A 19,614-nucleotide genomic window follows, 5' to 3' on the forward strand; every position below is an offset into this window, starting at 1 on the left:
GTTGCCCTCCCCTCATTGAGTCACGTAGGACGAAAAGGCCGGCGTCTGGTGCGTCTCGAAGCCTTCATCCGTCCTGACAATAAAATAGGCCGGGATATTTTCCCTTACCGCGAGCTCATTTGCCCGCTCGTAGCCCATCACATTAAAACCGGTTGCCAGAGCATCTGCCGTCATACAATCGTCCGCGATAACGGTTACTGATGCCAGCTTGTGAGCAATTGGCTCACCCGTTTCAGGATCTATTGTATGGGAATACCGACGCCCTTCCGATTCGTAATAATTACGATAATCACCTGATGTTGCCATAGCACGTGATTCCAGCGCCACCACGCGGTTTACCGCGCGCCCTTCCGCCATCGGCTGTTCTATGGCCAGTCGCCAGGTGCTGCCATCAGGTTTACGGCCATTGACGCTAACCTCTCCGCCAATCTCCACCAGGTACGCCTCCACGCCTTCGCTCTCAAGAAAACGGGCAACCGCATCTACACCGTATCCCTTGGCGATAGCCGACAGATCCACATATTGCGGTGGTGTCGCACGCACGGCGGGCGGATCGACCCGCAGCTCGAGCTTCTCGAAGCCAGTGGCGGCAAGAGCCCTGGAGAGAGATTCTTCTGACGGAATCTGCTCCGGGCGCGCCTCGGGGCCGAACCCCCAAAGATTTACCACCGGGCCGATGGTCACATCAAAGGCACCAGCGGTCATCGTTGAGATCTCTTCAGCCTTCTGAAGAACACGGAGCAAGTCCGCTGACACCGGAACCCACTCGGATTGATCGGATCGTTGATTGAAACGGGACAGCTCCGAATCCTCGCGCCAGGTCGACATTGACGCATCAACCCCTTCGAGCACCTCATCGATACCGCTGGCCAGAGTTTCAAGCCTCTCCTGATCCTCGGTCAATACGACATTGATGTGGTAGCTGGTGCCGAAGACAGGTCCGGAGATTTCCCAGATTTTTTCCTCTGGCTCAAACGAACAACCCGCCAGAACGGCAAAGGCCAGCGCTGTAAAAGCGCTGGCCAGGGCCACCCTGGCGGGTCGTACCATGCTGAATGTCATCAGAACTGCTTAGCCTCCAAAGTCATCCAGCATGATGTTTTCATCCTCAACACCCAGATCCTTGAGCATCTTGATGCAGGAGGCGTTCATGATGGGGGGCCCACACATGTAGTATTCACAGTCTTCCGGAGCCGGGTGGTCCTTCAGATAGTTTTCATACAACACGTTATGAATAAACCCGGTCGGGCCCTGCCAATTGTCCTCGGGCAACGCATCGGAAAGTGCGACATGCCACTCGAAGTTGTCGTTTTCTTCCTGAAGCCCGTCGAAATCTTCCACATAGAACATCTCGCGAACACTTCGTGCGCCATACCAGAAGCTGATCTTGCGCTTGGAGTTCAGACGCTTGAGCTGATCGAAGATGTGGGAACGCATAGGCGCCATACCGGCACCGCCACCAATGAATACCATTTCGGCATCGGTCTTCTTGGCGAAGAACTCACCGAACGGCCCCATAACGGTGACCTTGTCGCCCGGCTTCAGGTTGAACACGTAGCTCGACATGATGCCCGGATTGTGGTCAGTGCCCGGAGGCGGCGTGGCGATACGGATGTTGAACTTGAGAACACCCTTCTCTTCCGGATAGTTTGCCATGGAATAGGCCCGGATGGTCTCTTCCTTGTTGACCGCCTTGTAGCGCCAGATGTTGTGCTTGTCCCAGTCTTCGTGGAACTCTTCCTCGATATCGAAATCCTTGAAGTCGATCTCGTAGGGAGGACACTCGAGCTGAACGTAACCGCCGGCCCGGAAGTCAACTTCCTCGCCTTCCGGCAGCTTGAGCACCAGCTCTTTGATGAAGGTGGCGACGTTGTGGTTGGAGACAACCTCGCATTCCCACTTCTTGACGCCAAAGAACTCTTCCGGCACTTCCACCTTCATGTCCTGTTTTACAGGAACCTGGCAGGACAGGCGCCAGCCCTCTTTCTCTTCACGATTGGTGAAGTGGGTCTTTTCCGTCGGCAGCATGGCACCGCCGCCCTCCAGAACCTTGCACTTGCACTGGGCGCAGGTACCGCCGCCACCGCAGGCAGAGGAGAGGAAAATACCACTGTTTGCCAGAGTACCGAGCAGCTTGCCGCCGGCTTCGGTCTTCAGCGTGTGTTCTGGATCATCGTTGATCTCAATGGTCACATCACCGGTGCTTACCAGCCTGGACCGGGCCGCAAGAATCACTGCGACCAGGGCCAGAACGATAACGGTGAACATGACCACGCCGAGAATAATTTCTGTATTCATGGTCTCGCCTTTTCGTTAAACCGAATCACCGGGTGAATTACAGTGAGATACCGGAGAAGGACATGAAGCCCAGGGACATCAGACCAACAGTAATGAAGGTGATACCCAGGCCACGCAGGCCTTCCGGAACGTCACTGTACTTCAGCTTCTCGCGGATACCCGCCAGGGCAATGATTGCCAGTGCCCAGCCGAGGCCGGCACCAAAGCCGTAAACCACACTCTCGCCGAAGGTGTAGTCACGCTCAACCATGAACAGCGAGGCACCCAGAATGGCGCAGTTCACTGTAATCAGTGGCAGGAACACACCCAGAGCGGCATAGAGCGCCGGGATATACTTGTCCAGTACCATTTCCATGATCTGAACAATCGCCGCGATTACCCCGATATACGTCAGCAATCCGAGAAAGCTCAGGTCTACGTTCGGCAGGCCAGCCCAATCCAGGGCGCCTTCGCGCAGAACGCTGTTGTACAGAAGGTTGTTCACCGGAACGGTGACCGTCAGCACGACCACCACGGCAATGCCAAGACCGGTTGCGGCCTCGATCTTCTTGGAGATGGCCAGGAAGGTACACATCCCCAGGAAGAAGGCCAGCGCCATGTTTTCAACAAAAACAGCCTTCAGAATCAAGCTGATATAATGCTCCATCAGAAGGCCTCCTTGGCGACATGGCGAGACATTTTATAGTCCGGCTCTTCAACCTGCTCCGGCTTCCAGGTCCGCAGACCCCAGATCGCCAGGCCGATAATAAAGAACGCACTCGGCGGCAGCAGCAACAAGCCGTTAGGAATGTACCAGCCACCTTCGTTCACCACCGGCATCAGGGAGACACCGAACAGTGAGCCGGCGCCCAGCAATTCACGGAAGAAGGCAACGAAGATCAGGAGTACCGAGTAGCCCAGACCGTTACCAACGCCGTCCAGGAAGCTCAGCCAGGGGCCGTTCTTCATGGCAAAGCCTTCCGCGCGGCCCATAACGATGCAGTTGGTGATAATCAGACCAACGAACACTGAGAGCTGCTTGGAAATCTCGTAGGCATAGGCCTTGAGCACCTGGTCAACCACGATTACCAGGGAGGCGATAATGGTCATCTGCACGATGATCCGGATACTGCCCGGAATCTGGGTGCGTACCAGGGACACAGCCAGGTTGGAAAATGCGGTAACGGCAATAACCGCCGCGCACATAACAAGTGTAACGTTCATGCTGGTGGTAACCGCCAGCGCTGAACAGATGCCCAGGATCTGCAGGGCAATCGGGTTATTGCTGAAGATCGGTTCGAAGAGAACCTGTTTGGCTGATGCATCTGCCATGATCAGACCTCCCCTTCACGAAGTTTTTGCAGGAACGGCGCGTATCCGCGGTCGCCCATCCAGTAGTTAACCAGTTGCTCAACGCCGCGACTGGTCAACGTTGCCCCGGACAGAGCATCCACTTTATGCTGCCTTTTTTTTGCATCAACGTTTACGCCACCTTTAACCAGTTTGATCTGCGGTTCAGTGCGATCACCATCATAAACTTTCTTCCCCACCCACTGCGACTTCCAGCGTGGATTGTCTACCTCCCCACCGAGGCCCGGAGTTTCGGCGTGGGAGTAAAAGCCAAGCCCTTCAATGGTGTTCAAATCACCTTCCAGCGAAATGAAGCCATACAATGTAGACCAGAGGCCATAACCATGAATTGGCAGTACCACACGCACTAGCTCTCCGTTCTCGCTCAGCGTATACACCCTGGCAACATTCGGCCGGCGCTTGATGCCAGCCTTGTCTTCCGAGGAAGGAATATCCGTAGACAACTGAGGGTCCGAGGCAGCCTTGTACATATCATATTTCATGGGCTCAGCAACACCAACGGCGGAAGGCTTTACAAATTTACCAGTATCCAAATCCACCAGGCGAACATCGAAACTCTCGAATTTCTGCAAAATCTGCTCTGCAGTATCGCCTTGATCCAGCATACCTGCGGCAGAGAGAATGTTCGTTGTCATATCAAGATGCTGATTCTTGACCTGGGCAGGTCTGAGCATGACCGCCGCGGTGGATACCACGACAGAGAACACGATACTCAGCACCAGCGCAACGATCAGCGTGCGGGAGACGGTTTCTTTAGCTTTAGCCACGAGCAAGCCTCCGTTTGATGTTGGCCTGAACCACGTAATGGTCCATCAATGGCGCGAACAGGTTTGCGAACAGGATGGCAAGCATGATGCCTTCCGGGAACGCCGGATTGATCACGCGGATCAGCACAGTCATCACGCCTACCAGAATACCGAAACACCAGCGACCCGTGTCAGTCATCGCGGCGGACACCGGATCCGTCGCCATGAACATCATGCCAAAGGCAAACCCGCCCATGACCAGATGCCAATGCGCCGGAACCGCGAACATCGGATTGGTCTCGGAACCTATGATGTTTAGCAGCAGCGACATGCCGATCATACCGATCAACACACCTCCGACGATGCGATAGGAGGCAATCTTCATCCCCAACAGGATCAGGCCACCAATCAGAATGGCCAGTGTCGAGGTCTCACCCATCGAGCCCTGAATGGTGCCCATGAAGGCGCTCATCCAGCCAATTTGAGCTTCCAGAGCTTCCAGACCACCACTGGCGGCCCAGCTCAGCGCCGTGGCGCCACTGAAGCCGTCAACCGCAGTCCAGACGGTGTCGCCGGAAATCTGCGCCGGATAGGCGAAGTACAGGAAGGCACGACCGGTCAGGGCCGGGTTCAGGAAGTTCTTGCCGGTACCGCCGAACACTTCCTTGCCGATCACGACGCCGAAGGTGATGCCCAGGGCCACCTGCCAGAGAGGAATGGTGGGCGGGCAGATCAGTGCAAACAGGACCGATGTGACAAAGAAACCCTCGTTCACTTCGTGACGGCGCACGGTGGCAAACAGCACTTCCCAGAAACCACCGACCACGAAGGTCACGAAGTAAATGGGCACGAAGTACGCCATGCCGTAAACGAAGTTGTCCCATACGCCCGCACCGGAACCGGTGATGGCAAGTGCCTGGATAAAGGCAGTCCGCAGGCCGCCGTCAGCAATCATGGCATCCGGGTTGGACGCCAGGAAACTGTTGGCCTGGTAGCCGATGTTCCACATTCCGAAGAACATTGCCGGGAAGGTGCACAACCAAACCGTGATCATGATGCGCTTGAGGTCAATCCCGTCACGCACATGGGCGGTGGTGGAGGTGACACTCGCCGGCGAGTAGAAAATAGTATCCACCGCCTCGTAAAGCGCATACCAGCGCTCGTACTTGCCACCCTTTTCAAAGTGATGCTCGATTCCATCGAGAAACTGTCTGATAGCCATCGTATTAGCCCTCGATCTCGATTCGGGTCAGGTTCTCGCGGAGAATCGGACCATATTCATATTTGCCGGGGCACACAAAGGTGCACAGCGCCAGATCTTCTTCATCCAACTCCAGTGCGCCAAGCTTCTGTGCCATCTCTGTGTCGCCGACAATCAGGGAACGCAGCAACTGCGTGGGCAGAATGTCCAGCGGCATGATCTTTTCGTAAACACCCACCGGCACCATCGCCCGCTCGCTGCCATTGGTGGTGGTGGTCATATCGAACCGTTTGCCACCGACCAGCTTGGACAGGTAAATATTCATGACGGAGAACTTGTTCGCACCCGGCGACAGCCAGCCCATGAACTCGCGCTTGTTACCTTCCTCAAGCACGGACACCTGATTGGCAAACCGGCCAAGATAGGCGCAGGGACCATCGCCACGGCGACCGCCGAACACGGAGCCGGAAATCGCCCGGATCTCGCAATCTGTGGCAACTTCACCGTCGAGAAGCTCCTCAAGACTGGCACCCAGACGAGTACGCACGAGACGGGGTTTCAGGGCCTTGGGGCCACCGATCGCCACGACACGCTCAACAGGGACTTCACCGGATTCAAACAGCTTGGCAATGTCGATAACGTCCTGATAATTGATACTCCAGACCGTCTTGCTGCCAGAAACCGGATCCAGGTGATGGATATGGGTTCCCACGTTGCCGGCCGGATGCTTGCCATCGAACTGGTGCACCTCAACGGCGTCGGACCTGGGAACAGCGACGTTGGATCCTGGCTTGCCAGTGACAAACACCTTGCCGGTGGTCAGTTTGGTAAGGATCTCAAGGCCTTTCTCGAACGCCTGGCTGTTTTCGCCAATGATGACCGTCGGGTCCGCTGCCAGCGGGTTGGTATCCATGACCGACACGAAAATTGAGTGGGGAGCGGAATCAATCTCCGGAACCTTGCTGTACGGACGCGTCTTGAATGCAGTCCAGAGCCCGGATTCCACCAGATTATCGACTACCTGCTGGCGTTCCAGGCCGGCAAGATCCGCTTCGCTGTAGCGCGCAAAGGTCTCAGCCTCATCGCCATCGACTTCGATAACGATCGACTGGAATACCCGACGCTCACCACGGTTGATCTCTTTCACAACGCCCGCGGCGGGTGAAGTATAACGAACGCCCTCGGTCTTCTTGTCCGTGAACAGCAGCGTACCGCGCTTGACACGGTCCCCCTCTTTCACAGCCATCGTCGGCTTCATGCCGATATAGTCAAAACCGATCAACGCAACGTGGCGAACGGGTTTGCCGTCTGTAATGGTCTGTTCGGGAGCGCCGCTGATGGGAAGATCCAGGCCTTTTTTGATCTTGATCATTAGCCTCATCCAATCATCAGAAACTTTTCAATGGATTCGTAACGCCCGACACCTGCGGCCCAGAAAAACCATGAGAAACGGAGTGCCAGACGTACCCAAAATCGCGCCAATTATAGAGATTAAGGAATCCTATTTCCACCAGAAACCGGAACCGGTTGTGCGTCGACAGCCAAACCAGTCGTTTAGCTGACCGTAAAAACAAAAAACCCCGACAGCAATCGCTATCGGGGTTCTGAACACCATTACTTCACCAGATCGGCGCGATTCGCTCAGTCTCTCGCACGTTTGGGGAAGATCGGGTAATTTACGCCGGCCATCTGGTTGACCACACGAATCACCTGCGCGCTGTAGCCGAACTCGTTGTCGTACCAAACATACAGGATCAGACGCTTGCCACTGGTGATGGTTGCCTGGGCATCAACGATGCCGGCATGGCGGGAACCGACAAAGTCGGTGGAAACCACTTCCGGAGAGTTCACGAAGTCGATCTGCTTCTGCAGCTCCGAGTGCAGCGCCATATCCCGCAGGTATTCGTTAACACCTTCCACATCAACGTCTTTCTTGAGGTTGAGATTCAGGATCGCCATGGACACGTTCGGCGTTGGCACCCGGATCGCATTACCGGTCAGCTTGCCCTTCAGAACCGGCAGCGCCTTGGAGACAGCCTTGGCGGCCCCCGTCTCGGTAATTACCATGTTCAGGGCGGCGCTGCGCCCGCGGCGGCTGCCCTTGTGGTAGTTATCGATCAGGTTCTGGTCGTTGGTGTAGGAGTGCACCGTCTCCACGTGACCATCTTCGATGCCGTATTCGTCTTCAATCGCCTTCAATACCGGTGTGATGGCATTGGTGGTACAGGAGGCGGCTGACAGGATCCTGTCTTCGTCAGTAATCCAGTCGTTGTTGATACCATAAACGATGTTCTTGATATCGCCCTTACCCGGCGCCGTCAGGATAACGCGGCTGACGCCTTTTGATTTCAGGTGCAGGCCAAGACCGGCTTCATCACGCCACTTACCGGTGTTGTCGATCACGATGGCGTTGTTGATGCCGTAATCCGTGTAATCCACCTTGTCCGGCCCATCAGAGTAGATAACCTTGATATAGTTGCCGTTGGCAATCAGGGCGGATTCCTTCTCATCAACGGTAATGGTGCCATCGAACGGACCGTGCACGGAATCACGGCGAAGCAGACTGGCGCGCTTCTCGAGATCATTTTCCGCACCGCCCTGGCGAACCACAATCGCACGCAGACGCAGGTTGTTGCCACCCCCGGCCTTCTCGATCAGGATACGAGCCAGCAGACGACCAATCCGGCCAAAACCGTACAGAACGACGTCTTTGGTGTCATTGTTGGCATCTTCCTCGGACTGGGCAGCGTACTGCCCCACAACCGGGCCGATTTCACGCTTCAGGAATTCGGTCAGGTCGCCGCCTTCCTCTTTGAACTTGACCGCCAGCTTGCCGATATCCACGTGGGCACGACCGAGTTCAAGTTTGTCCATGGCCTGGAGGATCGGCAGGGTGTCGTGAACAGAAAGCTCGCTGTCTTCAACCTGGCGCACAAATCGGTGGGCACGGATGATATCGATAACCGACTGGTTGATGATGGCGCGGCCGTATACAGAAGTAACCACATTGTTTTTGCGGTAGAGGCGGCCGATCAGCGGAATCATGGCTTCCGCGGTGGATTCTCTTTCTGTCCAGTTGGACAGGTGCTGATTGATCTGTTCGTGACTCACGCTTGGACCTCTGCAATTGGCACTTGGAAATTGGGGCGCACATTATCCAATTTAATCCGGTCGACCGCAAATACGGCGGGCCATGACCTTCGTATAGGTCGCGCCGGCTAATAACGCAAACGCCGACCATGGCGCCGGCGCCATGACAGTGAGGGGCGCGAGCGTTAGAATACGCGCCTCACCGCTCCCGGACATCCACAGCAGGAGAACCTGACCGCCCATGAGCCAAGGTGCCAGCACACGCCCGTCACCCCTCCCCCTGATTGCCCCCGAATTTCCGTCTCGGCCGGCCGATCACCGAACATGGGGTCAACTGCACGGCAGCAGTGAGGCGCTGGCCATCTGCGAAAGTGCGCGCGCGCACAAGGGTCTGACCCTGGTCATTACCCGCAGCACCGCCGATGCCATCCGGCTTGAGCAGGCCATGCGCTTCTTCCTGGGGCTACCCCCGGAAGAAGACGGCCCGGCGGTCAGCGACGACGGGCTGGAACTGCTGTCGCTGCCCGACTGGGAAACCCTGCCCTACGATCTGTTTTCGCCCCACCAGGACATTATTTCCCGGCGAATCCGGACCCTGCACCGCCTGCCCGCAACCAGCCATGGGGTTCTCGTGGTTCCTGCACGCACGCTGATGCACAGGCTGCCGCCAGTAAATTACCTCCAGGGCAACACCCTGCTTCTGGAAGTGGGACAGTCCCTGGATATCAAGAGCTGGCGAATGCAGCTTGAGGCGGCAGGCTACCGGCATGCCGAGAACGTCTACGAGCACGGCGAATACGCGGTCCGGGGCGCCATACTGGACATTTTCCCCATGGGCGCCAGCCAGCCCTATCGGATTGACCTATTCGATGATGAGATCGAAACGCTCCGGACTTTCGACCCCGAGACTCAGCGCTCAATCGACCGGATCGAACGCATCGAACTGCTGCCCGCCTTTGAATTCCCCTGGCACAAAGAGGCGCGCTCCGGATTCCGCAGCCGCTGGTTCGAGCAGTTCCCGGATGCCGACAAAGACACCCCCATCTACCAGGACGTGACTCACGGCATTACCCCGCCGGGCATTGAGTACTACCTGCCGCTGTTCTTCGACGAGACGGCAACCCTGTTTGACTATCTGCCAGGCGCCACTCACGTTTTTACTGCGGACGGACTGAACGATGCGGTCAGCCACTTTGACAGTGAAACCCGCAACCGGTACGAAGATCGTCGTCACGATCGCCTGCGGCCGATTCTGCCGCCCAAGCTCCTCTTCCTGCAGCAGGAAGAGCTGTTCGGACAACTGAAGGCCTTCCCGAGGGTAACCGTCTCCGCGGAGACAAAGGATGCCGCGGGATCAGTTAACTGCCCCACGACAACCTTGCCGGATATCGCCATGGACGGTCGGGCCGCAGACCCTGCCGGTCGCCTCAAGCGGTTTCTGGGAGAGTTCGACGGCCACGTGCTGATATGCGCCGAATCGTCCGGTCGGCGCGAGGCGCTGATGGAGAATCTTGGCGAACAGGGTGTTGAATTGAAAACCCTGTCCGGCTGGCAGGCTTTTCTCGACGATAAGGAAAGCTCGGTCGCCATCACCATTGCCCCGATGGAGCAAGGCCTGGTTCTGCCCGAGCATTCCGTTGCCCTGATCACCGAGACCGCCCTGTTCGGCGAGCGGGTACTACAGCGGCGGCGCCGCGAGAAGCCTACGGAAACGGACGATGCCGGCTTCCGGGATCTGTCCGAATTGCGGATTGGTGCGCCGGTGGTTCATATCGACCACGGTGTTGGCCGTTACCTGGGCCTGGAGACCATCACCGTAGAGGGCGAAGCGAGCGAATTCCTGATGCTTGAGTACGCCGGGGGCTCAAAGCTGTATGTTCCGGTCTCCAGCCTGCACCTGATTTCCCGCTATGCCGGCAATGACACCGAACACGCGCCGCTGCACAAACTCGGGACGGACCGCTGGAGCACAGCGAAACAGAAAGCCCTTGAGAAGATCCGGGACACTGCCGCCGAGCTGCTGGATGTGTACGCCCGCCGGGAGGCGCGCAAAGGCTTCAGCTTCGAGGATCCCAAGGAAGCCTATCGTGCCTTTGCTGCCGGCTTTCCGTTCGAGGAGACACCAGACCAGCAGGTTGCTATCCAGTCGGTGTTCGAGGACATGACCAGCGAGCAGCCCATGGATCGCCTGGTGTGTGGCGATGTCGGTTTCGGGAAAACCGAGGTTGCCATGCGCGCGGCGTTCCTGGCTACTTGGTCGGGCAAGCAGGTGGCGGTTCTGGTCCCCACTACCCTGCTCGCCCAGCAGCATTATGAATCCTTCCGGGACCGTTTCTCGGATACCCCTGTGCAGGTCGAGCTGCTCAGCCGGTTCCGCACGGCTGGCCAGACCAGCAAGGCGTTGGAGGCGGTGGAGAACGGCCGGGCCGACATCGTCATCGGCACCCACAAACTGCTACAGGGCGACATCAAATTCAAGAATCTTGGCCTGGTTATCATCGACGAAGAGCATCGCTTTGGCGTTCAGCAGAAGGAAAGACTGAAAGCACTGCGGGCCGAAGTGGACATGCTCAACCTGACCGCCACCCCGATTCCGCGGACGCTGAACATGGCCATGGGGCATCTGCGGGATCTCTCGATTATCGCCACTCCTCCGGCCCGGCGGCTCTCGGTGAGAACTTTTGTGCGCCAGAAAGACAACGCCATGGTCAAGGAAGCCATACTGCGGGAGATTCTCCGGGGCGGTCAGGTCTACTTCCTCCACAACGACGTGGCCACCATCGAGAAGACGGCAGAGGATCTACGTTCGCTGATTCCGGAAGCGCGGGTGGGCGTCGCCCACGGGCAGATGAGAGAGCGTGATCTGGAAAAGATCATGTCCGACTTCTACCACAAACGCTTCAACGTGCTGGTGTGCACAACCATCATTGAGACCGGCATCGACGTTCCCAGCGCCAACACCATTATTATCGAGCGGGCAGACAAGTTCGGCCTGGCGCAACTGCATCAGCTTCGGGGCCGGGTCGGCCGTTCGCACCACCAGGCCTATGCCTACCTGCTCACGCCACCGCCGAAATCCATCACGGCGGACGCCAAAAAGCGTCTGGATGCGATTTCGGAGGCGCAGGACCTGGGTGCCGGCTTCATGCTGGCCACTCACGACCTGGAAATCCGCGGTGCCGGGGAGTTATTGGGGGAAGAACAGAGCGGGCAGATCGAAAGCATCGGCTTCACCCTTTACATGCAGCTGCTGGACGAGGCCGTCAAGGCCATTCGCGAGGGCCGAACCCCGAATGCCGACCTGCCACTTAGCCACGGCACCGAAATGAACCTGAGAATCCCGGCTCTGATCCCCGAGGATTATCTGCCGGATGTCCATAACCGCCTGATGCTCTACAAACGGATTGCCAGCGTGGACAGCCCGGAAGCATTAAAAGAACTTCAGGTTGAAATGATCGATCGGTTCGGATTATTACCGGATCCGGCCAAAAACCTGATCCGCCAGACCGAGCTTCGATTGCGTGCAGAAGCCCTGGGCATCGTGAAAGTCGATGCCGGCAAGGAGTGGGCGCGGATCGAGTTTGGCAGCTCGACACCGGTGGATCCGCTGGTTCTGGTTAAAAAAGTGCAATCCGCACCTGACCAGTACCGGCTCGAAGGCGCCAACAGCTTCCGTTTTCGGCTGAAGGATGCCACAACCGGTGGTAAACTCGACGGCATTTCCCGGATGCTTGGCGAGCTGGAGCCAGCAAAAAATGACGCGTCCGGCTCATGAACGGCCGACCAACAAGTGGAGTACGACCCTTGCAAATTGATGGAATTCGCTGGTGCCGATACCCGACCCGGGCCATCCTGGCAGCTCTGCTTCTGAGCTTTTCTCTAACAGGCGCCGCACAGCAGCTTGACAGGGCAACCTTGCCTCTTGAGCCCGGCACGCCGGTTCCGGATGACTACTACCGGGCGGAGTTTGTCATTCTTGAGCGGATCGTAGAGCCGGAAGCTGTGAACGAACGGATGTCTGATCGCTCGGTAGAGCCGCCCCTTGAGACCGAAGAGGTTCTCTGGTCATCGTTGGAGAATGGCACCACGGAAACCACACTGGAATTGGCGCCCCGAAAGGATCTCCATCTTGCCAGTGCCGCCGCCAGACTCGAACGCAGTGGCCGTTACCGTGTGCTTGTGGCTGCCGGTTGGTACGAGGCGTTTCCACCAGATTACGAGGGGACACCCTTGCGGGTTGAAGCAGGTGACTGGCTGAATGAGGCTCGCACCCGGGAGGTTGAGGGACACATCACCATCGACCGGCAACGCTATTTGCACGTCAATGTGCATCTGAACCACTGGCAACTGGCAGAAGAGACATCGGAGCCGCCTGTAGAGGCTGCGACCGAGCTCTCTGAAGAAACACCCCCCGCTCCGGACGCATCCGGAGCAAGTGACTCCGCCCCAATGTCAGCAGCAACCGGAGAAACAGCCGGTCAGCAACTACCTGTTCTGGCTGAACCCGCGCCCCTGGAATTGTTGACCTGGATTCGGGAAACCCGCCGGATGCGCAGTGAGGAAATCCACTTCCTCGATTCCCCCACGATCGGCGTGCTGGTGTTTTTCAAGAAGATTGAGGCAACGGAGTAAGCACCCCAAGGCCAGCCATCGAGACTTCGAGGATCCGCTTGACCCCGGACATTCCCTGCTCGATGGCCGCCTCAATTTCTTCCATGGTGATGATATGGTCGGATTTTCCAGCCGCCCAGTTCACCACCAAACCCAGACAGACGTAACGCATTCCAAGTTCCGCCGCCAGCGCGGCTTCCGGCATACCGGTCATTCCTACCAGGTCGCAGCCGTCCCGCTCCATCCGGATGATTTCAGCCGCGGTTTCCAGCCTCGGGCCCTGGGTTGCGCCATACACTCCGAAACCGGAAAACGGGACGTTTTCTGCTCCGGCGGCATCAATCAGGATCTGCCGCGCGCTCTCGTCGTAGGGCCAGGTGAAATCAATGTGGGTCACCGAGTCCAGACTGCCCCCGAAAAAGGTGCTGGCACGCCCCCATGTGTAGTCAACAATCTGGTCGGGAATAACCACATGGGCAGGTCCCATATCTGCATGAATACCGCCCACGGCGTTGACACCAACGACCGTTCGCACACCGGCATCGTAAAGGGCCTTGAGGTTCGCCCGGTAATTCACCTGATGGGGTGGAATACGGTGTGGGTTACCATGGCGCGACAGGAACATCACCGGCTGATCACCCAAGCGCCCCTCTACCAAGGGCGCTGAAGGCATGCCCCAGGGCGTTCCGGCTTTATTCTCGCCGGTGATTTCCAGGCCAGACAATGTGGTCAGGCCTGTACCCCCGATAATCCCGACAGGGTGCATTTTCTCCGGTGACGTCATTCTGACTCTCCTGAATCTTCTACATCTCCGGTGGTCTGGCGATTCTGCGATTTCTGCGCACTTTTCCCGGAGGAGGCTTCCCCACGCTTATCTTCCGAGTCGTCCGATTGCGATCCGGACAGCCGAACCCCTTCGGGCAAGTGCAGAGTCCGGGTCGGGAAGGCGACCTCAGCTCCGTAGCCTTCAATAATATCGCTGATCTTCAGCAGCACATCCTGTTTCACTTCGTGGAATGGAATCCACTGGGTTGTCTTGGTAAAGCAATACACCATGATGTCCAGTGACGAGGCATTGAAGGCCAGGAAATTCACAATCAGGGTCTCATCGCTCTCGATATCCTCATGCTGCTGAAGCATGGCTCTGATATCGTCAACGATCGTTGCCATCTGTGCGACATCCGCATAGCGGATGCCAATGGTCTCGTAGATCCGACGATTGCTCATGCGCGAGGGGTTTTCTACCGCAATGGTGGTAAACGCCGCATTCGGCACGTAAAGAGGACGCTTATCGAAGGTACGGATGGTCGTCAGACGCCAGCCGATATGCTCAACCGTACCCTCGATGTTCCGATCGGGCGATCGCACCCAGTCCCCGACCTTGAAGGGTCGATCCAGGTGGATGATAAAACCGCCGAAAAAGTTCGCCAGCAGGTCCTTGGCGGCAAAACCAACCGCAATACCGCCCACGCCGCCGAAGGCCAGTACCCCCGAAATGCTGTAGCCCATGGACTGCATGGCAATGAGCACGGCCGTAATGAGGACAACGGCCCGGGACAGTTTGCTCACCGCGTTGACGGTGGTGTAGTCCATGGGCTGTTTCATTTTCAGAGGAGATACGAGAATCCCCTCCGCTTCTTTGATCAATCGCAGAATCGCCCAGACCAGTACGAAGATGAAACCAATCTGCAGCACCGACTCATTGGCCTTGAAGATCTCCGCTTCCGAGTATTTGTGAGCCACTTCGGCAGCCCAATAGACCCCCTGCAGCCAGACAAAGGCGACCACCGGCTTGCGAGCCGCATGCAGCAAGGCATCGTCGAACAGGTTTTTGGTCTGGCTGAATTTGCGCTCAAGAGCCGCAATTATATGGCTGGCAATGTAGGCGACCGTGGCCGTTCCAAAAACCAGCGCAAAGACAACAATTCCGACACGCCAGGCTTCAGACAGCAGCCCGAAATTCTCGATCCAGCCATTCACCATGGCCATAACATCCCCGATCATCGGATTCCTCTGGTCTAGACAGTTTTATCGAATAGAAACGGCCGTTCCCGGCCTGACGCGATCAAACAGATCAATAATGTCTGCGTTGCGCATCCGCACGCAGCCATGGGACAACGGCACGCCCATGGGCTCGCTGTCCGGTGTGCCGTGAATGTATATGAAGCGGCGGAAAGTATCGACACCCGGGCCCCTGTTTTTGCCCCACTCGCGACCGCATAGCCAGAGAATCCGGCTCAGTATCCAGTCGCGTTCGGGATGAAGCCGGGCGAGATCCACGCTGTAGGTTTCGCCGGTGGGGCGCCGGGCACGGAATACTGCCCCAACAGGAAGACCGGCGCCAATACTGGCCCGGACATAGTGCTCACCACGCGGAGTGCAGCCACTGCCATCGCTCTCTCCCGGCCCGTTCAGGCCGGTGGAAACCGGATAGGTGGCAACAATCTCTCCGCCTTCGCTTTTCAGCTGCAGGCGCTGAAGGGTCAGGTCAATATCGATTCGAACAGATGCGGGGTGCGTCAAAACCGGCCAGGCTCCCTTGGAGGTTAAGAGGGAAGCCTAACCGAGAGAGAGGAATTCAGGCAACCGAGACCTTGCTGCCAGCTGGCGGGATCAGCATGGCGTCTTCGGCCTGCATGCCGGCTGCCAGGAAAGGCACCAGGCGGGCAGCAATTTCCTGGACGGTGGTTTCCACGCCCAACTTGTTCTGAAGAATATCGCGAAGCGCATCGCTGCTGGACATGGTAAACGCCGTTGCCCCCAGCATGAACTGGATACGCCAGTAGCGATCCACCGAGGAAAGCTGAGGCGTTGCTTCCTTGAGCAGGCGCATGAACCGGCTGAAGGGCTCGCTGTACTCTTGCTCAAGGAACTTGCGCAGATGGCCCTGTGACTGGGTATAGGCAAGCCCAAGCAGGCGCATGAAGATCGAGATACCCTTTTCGTTACGCTGGGGCATACGCACCGCACTCTCGGTAAGCGCCCAGAGCGTCTGATTCAAGGTTGGAGGCTTACCGCTGCACCGCTCTTCCAGCTCATCGAACGCGTTTTCCAGTGTGGCGGAAAACGGTGTCAGAAAGCGCGCAAACACCGCATGAATCAGTGCGTTCTTTGAACCAAAGTGGTAATTGACAGCGGCCAGATTTACTTTAGCCTTACTGGTAATCATTCGGAGCGAGGTTTCCGAAAAACCCCGGTCGGCGAACAGCTCTTCGGCTGCATCGAGAATCCGGTCAACGGTATCAGACTGCGCCATTTTGTTATCAATGCCTCTAGCAAACGTCTGTTTGAAACATACGTTTGAAGCGCATCTGTGTCAAGTTCTCGGCTCAGGCTCTGCGGCGACTTCTTCCCACCCCTGATCAATCGCTTCCTGATTACCCTCGAAAAAGGCTTTCTGAACGCGGCTGTACGCCTTCTCTGCCTCCAGCAGGTAAATCAGGTAAAGGCGCACGTGCTCCCGGCGAGTCAACTGGCGTGCCAGGACCCGGTTCTCCGACAGTCGCAACAGGTGGCCAAAACGCGTGTTCTTCAGCGCAGGGTTAAAATCCGACATCCTGGCACATTGCCAGATAAGGCCATCAGAGCCCTCCAGGTGGGCAACGTGCTGCCTTGCCTCGCGGAGCATCCGCTGCCGGGTCATAAGCAGATCAAGATAGGAAGGTTTTGTTGTGTAGATTCGGCGCACCGCCGGAATCCCGAGCAGCAGGATGATCACAAACGCACCGAAACCGCCGCCTGCAATCCAGGCTGGCACAAACCCGGTCAGCCCACTCAGAAAGATGGCTGCCGCAATCAAGGCACTGAATAACCAGAGGTCTCGGCCCCGACGCGCCTCGGCCATCGTAAAGTTGTCCGGCCAACCGTTCATCGCCAGCAGCTCAAAGTCCATCAGCAGCACCCGGTCGCATTGACGAAGCATCAACCGGAGTTTGCGTTGCCGGGATTCCGCCAGAATCCTCTCGGGCTTGCTGCTACCAGCGTCCCGATGCTGATCACCGCCCGAGGCTTCTTCGGACCCGGTTGCGGTATCCGGCGCCTGATCAACGGGCAGCGTTTCCGCGCCTTTTGCGGCATCCGCACCTGCAGCCGGCTCAGAAGGCTGGCTTCCCGCCTCCACGGGTGCGGGCACAGGATCGGCCGCCCGACCAGGGCGCAGCACGGGGGCCTGCGCCGGACTGTTTGCCCGGGTGGCGGCCTTACTCTGATTTTCAGCCATGGCAGATTGTCCGCATTCAGGGGTTATGAAGGGTATCGACCATGATGCAGGATACTTGAATGTTTACCCCGGTATACCGACATCAGTCGGGCCTTGGCATCAGTCAGCCCGCTCGCTATCCTTGGCGCACCTGCCGGAAAGGCGCCCCATACCACATTGAATGAGGTCAGGCTTATGTTCACAGGCATTGTCCAGGGCATTGCAACCATTGAAAACGTCACCGCAGAGCCCGGGCTCAGCACTTTTGCCATTCGCCTCCCCGCAGAAAAGGCAGATGGCGTTTCCATCGGCGCCTCGGTGGCAATCAACGGAACCTGCCTGACCGTCACACGCCAGGAAGACAGCGTGCTCTATTTCGATGCCATGCAGGAAACCCTGAGACTTACCACGCTGGGTGAGCTGACTACCGGGGACCAGGTGAATTTCGAGCGCGCCGCCCGCATTGGGGATGAAATTGGTGGCCACCTGCTTTCTGGCCATATACATACGGCGGCCAACATTGTCGAAATACGGCGTACGGAAAACAACGTCACGCTATGGTTTGAGGTGCCCGAGGAATGGGCCCGCTACATCTTCCCCAAAGGCTACATCGCCATCAATGGCGCCAGCCTGACTATTGGCGAGGTACGGGGCAACCGGTTCAACATCCATCTGATCCCGGAGACGCTGCGGGCCACAACCTTTGGGTCCTGTGAAGAGGGCCAGCGGGTGAATATTGAAATAGACAGCCAGACCCAGACCATCGTGGATACCCTGGCCCGGCTCGGGTATGACCGCCCGGCGCCAACATTGTAATCTGACAGGTTATTCAGCGGTTGCCAGCCCGAAACACCACGAACTTGGGGCTGGCGTCCAGCTGCTGCACTGACGAAAAGTACCGGCGCAGGCTTCGGTGATAGCCGAGGTGTCGATTTCCTACCAGGAGCAGGCGACCGCCCGGCCTCAGGTGTTGCGACGCCTGCTCGAATAACCGAAGTGCGATGTGATCACCGACCACACCACCCTCGTGGAACGGCGGGTTCAGTAGTATCAGATCAAAGGCTCCCGGATCGGACTCAATACCATCGCGATGGGAGAAAGCGGCTTTGGCATCCGGAAAGGCTTTTTCAACATTACGACGGGCACTGAGCACGGCCTGGCTTGAAACATCGCTGAAAACCAACTGCAGATCCCGTCGCTCCGACAGCGCCGCCAGGCCCAATACGCCGTTACCGCAGGCCAGATCAAGCACCGAATCGCCAGCCCTGGCCGTCGACACCTCGTTGACCACATGTGGCAACATCAGGCGGGTGCCGATATCCAGCTTTTCCCGGGCAAACACCGCCGGCAATGCCTCTATGCCCACATCACCTTTTCGGTCGCCCAATCGGTAACCTTTCCAGGTCGCTGACCAATCCGCGAGAGTCGCAGCGCCCCTGTTACATCGAATCACCCGCGCTTTCTTTCGCGCCGGCAGCACCTGCTCTGTCCGTACAGCTTCGGCGAACACATCAACGCTTCTTGCCGGTAGATGCTTGATCATGCCGCCTGCCAGCAACACGCCGGAATCCGCCATCACGCGATTGAGCCAGCGCAGCAACCAGGCCAGATAGTCGGCCTGGCGGGGTATTCTCAATACCACCAGGTCAAACGGGCCCTCGGGCGCATTAATCCAGCTGAAAACAGATTCAGGTGGCGTGACTTCCGGATTCAAAGAAGCATTATGTGCCAGGGCAGCGGGCAACACAGCACTGTCGGCCACCACGGTCGGAGAGAGCGCTGCCAGCCCCAGTGAAAGAGCCCCGAACTGATCATCCACCACCAGAACACGGGGCTCACCCAGGGCTGCCGCCGCGCAAATGGCTTCCTCAAGCAGAAGCTCGTCCGCCGCATCCCATGCCCTCAGCGTCGGATCACCTGTGCCTGGCCGGGCAAGAATCAGTGAGCCTCCGGAGAAATCAAGTTGGGCGGTTGTCATTTCGGGCATGCTGGAGGCCTTTTGTCACAAAAGCGCCATTCTAGGCTGTTTATTCTAGAAATTAACCCTAACGTGGAAGGTGTTCACGCTGAACATCCCTTTTCCGGTTGGCTCCGTTGTTCTGGACGCGAACCTCTTGCCC

Annotated in this window: 17 protein-coding genes; 3 read left to right on the forward strand and 14 right to left on the reverse strand. The window is 57.5% G+C overall.

Annotated elements, in window-relative coordinates; all coding sequences use genetic code 11:
• Positions 1 to 12: 12 nt before the first annotated feature.
• The 8 genes from BM035_RS16445 to BM035_RS16480 form a co-directional block, all read right to left on the reverse strand.
• Complete coding sequence (locus BM035_RS16445; RefSeq protein ID WP_053112421.1) at positions 13 to 1,062, reverse strand: FAD:protein FMN transferase; 1,050 nt, start codon at positions 1,060 to 1,062, stop codon at positions 13 to 15.
• 9 nt (positions 1,063 to 1,071) lie between these two features.
• Entirely contained in the window at positions 1,072 to 2,298 is a 1,227-nt protein-coding gene (nqrF, locus tag BM035_RS16450; protein ID WP_008175061.1) for an NADH:ubiquinone reductase (Na(+)-transporting) subunit F, read from the reverse strand.
• Between the two features lie 37 nt (positions 2,299 to 2,335).
• Entirely contained in the window at positions 2,336 to 2,944 is a 609-nt protein-coding gene (nqrE, locus tag BM035_RS16455; protein WP_008175064.1) for an NADH:ubiquinone reductase (Na(+)-transporting) subunit E, read from the reverse strand.
• Positions 2,944 to 3,609: an NADH:ubiquinone reductase (Na(+)-transporting) subunit D gene (locus BM035_RS16460; protein ID WP_008175066.1), complete on the reverse strand. Its 666-nt coding sequence runs from the start codon at positions 3,607 to 3,609 to the stop codon at positions 2,944 to 2,946. Before BM035_RS16460 ends, nqrE begins: the two co-directional genes overlap by 1 nt.
• A gap of 2 nt (positions 3,610 to 3,611) precedes the next feature.
• On the reverse strand, positions 3,612 to 4,415 hold the full coding sequence (locus BM035_RS16465; protein WP_053112423.1) for a Na(+)-translocating NADH-quinone reductase subunit C: 804 nt from the start codon (positions 4,413 to 4,415) through the stop codon (positions 3,612 to 3,614).
• Positions 4,408 to 5,616 carry an NADH:ubiquinone reductase (Na(+)-transporting) subunit B gene (locus BM035_RS16470; protein ID WP_008175069.1) on the reverse strand — a complete coding sequence of 403 codons (1,209 nt, stop codon included), beginning with the start codon at positions 5,614 to 5,616 and terminating at the stop codon, positions 4,408 to 4,410. Before BM035_RS16470 ends, BM035_RS16465 begins: the two co-directional genes overlap by 8 nt.
• A gap of 4 nt (positions 5,617 to 5,620) precedes the next feature.
• Positions 5,621 to 6,967: a Na(+)-translocating NADH-quinone reductase subunit A gene (locus BM035_RS16475; protein ID WP_008175071.1), complete on the reverse strand. Its 1,347-nt coding sequence runs from the start codon at positions 6,965 to 6,967 to the stop codon at positions 5,621 to 5,623.
• A 269-nt stretch (positions 6,968 to 7,236) separates the two neighbouring features.
• A complete protein-coding gene (locus BM035_RS16480) occupies positions 7,237 to 8,691 on the reverse strand; it encodes a glyceraldehyde-3-phosphate dehydrogenase (protein WP_413540232.1) in 1,455 nt (484 codons plus the stop codon).
• Between the two features lie 235 nt (positions 8,692 to 8,926).
• Between BM035_RS16480 and mfd the strand changes: the two genes are divergently transcribed.
• A complete protein-coding gene (mfd, locus tag BM035_RS16485) occupies positions 8,927 to 12,460 on the forward strand; it encodes a transcription-repair coupling factor (RefSeq protein ID WP_053112425.1) in 3,534 nt (1,177 codons plus the stop codon).
• Between the two features lie 29 nt (positions 12,461 to 12,489).
• Complete coding sequence (locus BM035_RS16490) at positions 12,490 to 13,317, forward strand: CsiV family protein (protein WP_008175078.1); 828 nt, start codon at positions 12,490 to 12,492, stop codon at positions 13,315 to 13,317.
• Here BM035_RS16490 and BM035_RS16495 read toward each other — a convergent pair.
• Genes BM035_RS16495 through BM035_RS16515 form a run of 5 tightly spaced genes read right to left on the reverse strand, consistent with a single transcriptional unit; the run spans position 13,292 to position 17,515 of the window.
• Complete coding sequence (locus BM035_RS16495; RefSeq protein WP_053112427.1) at positions 13,292 to 14,080, reverse strand: S-methyl-5'-thioinosine phosphorylase; 789 nt, start codon at positions 14,078 to 14,080, stop codon at positions 13,292 to 13,294. The genes BM035_RS16490 and BM035_RS16495 overlap by 26 nt on opposite strands.
• Positions 14,077 to 15,300, reverse strand: a complete 1,224-nt coding sequence (locus BM035_RS16500; RefSeq protein ID WP_053112428.1) for a mechanosensitive ion channel family protein — start codon at positions 15,298 to 15,300, stop codon at positions 14,077 to 14,079. The genes BM035_RS16495 and BM035_RS16500 overlap by 4 nt, the downstream gene beginning before the upstream one ends.
• Positions 15,301 to 15,324: 24 nt before the next feature.
• Positions 15,325 to 15,819, reverse strand: coding sequence for a L,D-transpeptidase (locus tag BM035_RS16505; RefSeq protein WP_053112429.1), 495 nt, complete (start codon positions 15,817 to 15,819; stop codon positions 15,325 to 15,327).
• Positions 15,820 to 15,874: 55 nt separating this feature from the next.
• Positions 15,875 to 16,552: a TetR/AcrR family transcriptional regulator gene (locus tag BM035_RS16510; protein WP_008173132.1), complete on the reverse strand. Its 678-nt coding sequence runs from the start codon at positions 16,550 to 16,552 to the stop codon at positions 15,875 to 15,877.
• 60 nt (positions 16,553 to 16,612) lie between these two features.
• The gene (locus BM035_RS16515) at positions 16,613 to 17,515 is read right to left on the reverse strand and encodes a hypothetical protein (RefSeq protein ID WP_053112430.1); all 903 of its coding nucleotides are present in this window, start codon (positions 17,513 to 17,515) and stop codon (positions 16,613 to 16,615) included.
• A 174-nt stretch (positions 17,516 to 17,689) separates the two neighbouring features.
• Between BM035_RS16515 and BM035_RS16520 the strand changes: the two genes are divergently transcribed.
• Positions 17,690 to 18,310, forward strand: coding sequence for a riboflavin synthase (locus tag BM035_RS16520; RefSeq protein ID WP_053112432.1), 621 nt, complete (start codon positions 17,690 to 17,692; stop codon positions 18,308 to 18,310).
• Positions 18,311 to 18,323: 13 nt separating this feature from the next.
• On the opposite strand, the gene BM035_RS16525 is transcribed toward BM035_RS16520, so the two are convergent.
• Positions 18,324 to 19,472, reverse strand: coding sequence for a class I SAM-dependent methyltransferase (locus BM035_RS16525; RefSeq protein ID WP_053115434.1), 1,149 nt, complete (start codon positions 19,470 to 19,472; stop codon positions 18,324 to 18,326).
• Between the last annotated feature and the right edge of the window lie 142 nt (positions 19,473 to 19,614).

This window comes from Marinobacter sp. DSM 26671 (assembly GCF_900112835.1).
Taxonomy (GTDB): Bacteria; Pseudomonadota; Gammaproteobacteria; order Pseudomonadales; family Oleiphilaceae; genus Marinobacter; species Marinobacter flavimaris.

Coding starts and splice junctions, on each gene's coding strand:
- BM035_RS16445 (WP_053112421.1), bottom strand. CDS start 1,062: ATGACATTCAGCATGGTACGACCCGCCAGGGTGGCCCTGGCCAGCGCT.
- nqrF (WP_008175061.1), bottom strand. CDS start 2,298: ATGAATACAGAAATTATTCTCGGCGTGGTCATGTTCACCGTTATCGTT.
- nqrE (WP_008175064.1), bottom strand. CDS start 2,944: ATGGAGCATTATATCAGCTTGATTCTGAAGGCTGTTTTTGTTGAAAAC.
- BM035_RS16460 (WP_008175066.1), bottom strand. CDS start 3,609: ATGGCAGATGCATCAGCCAAACAGGTTCTCTTCGAACCGATCTTCAGC.
- BM035_RS16470 (WP_008175069.1), bottom strand. CDS start 5,616: ATGGCTATCAGACAGTTTCTCGATGGAATCGAGCATCACTTTGAAAAG.
- BM035_RS16475 (WP_008175071.1), bottom strand. CDS start 6,967: ATGATCAAGATCAAAAAAGGCCTGGATCTTCCCATCAGCGGCGCTCCC.
- mfd (WP_053112425.1), top strand. CDS start 8,927: ATGAGCCAAGGTGCCAGCACACGCCCGTCACCCCTCCCCCTGATTGCC.
- BM035_RS16495 (WP_053112427.1), bottom strand. CDS start 14,080: ATGACGTCACCGGAGAAAATGCACCCTGTCGGGATTATCGGGGGTACA.
- BM035_RS16500 (WP_053112428.1), bottom strand. CDS start 15,300: ATGATCGGGGATGTTATGGCCATGGTGAATGGCTGGATCGAGAATTTC.
- BM035_RS16510 (WP_008173132.1), bottom strand. CDS start 16,552: ATGGCGCAGTCTGATACCGTTGACCGGATTCTCGATGCAGCCGAAGAG.
- BM035_RS16515 (WP_053112430.1), bottom strand. CDS start 17,515: ATGGCTGAAAATCAGAGTAAGGCCGCCACCCGGGCAAACAGTCCGGCG.
- BM035_RS16520 (WP_053112432.1), top strand. CDS start 17,690: ATGTTCACAGGCATTGTCCAGGGCATTGCAACCATTGAAAACGTCACC.
- BM035_RS16525 (WP_053115434.1), bottom strand. CDS start 19,472: ATGACAACCGCCCAACTTGATTTCTCCGGAGGCTCACTGATTCTTGCC.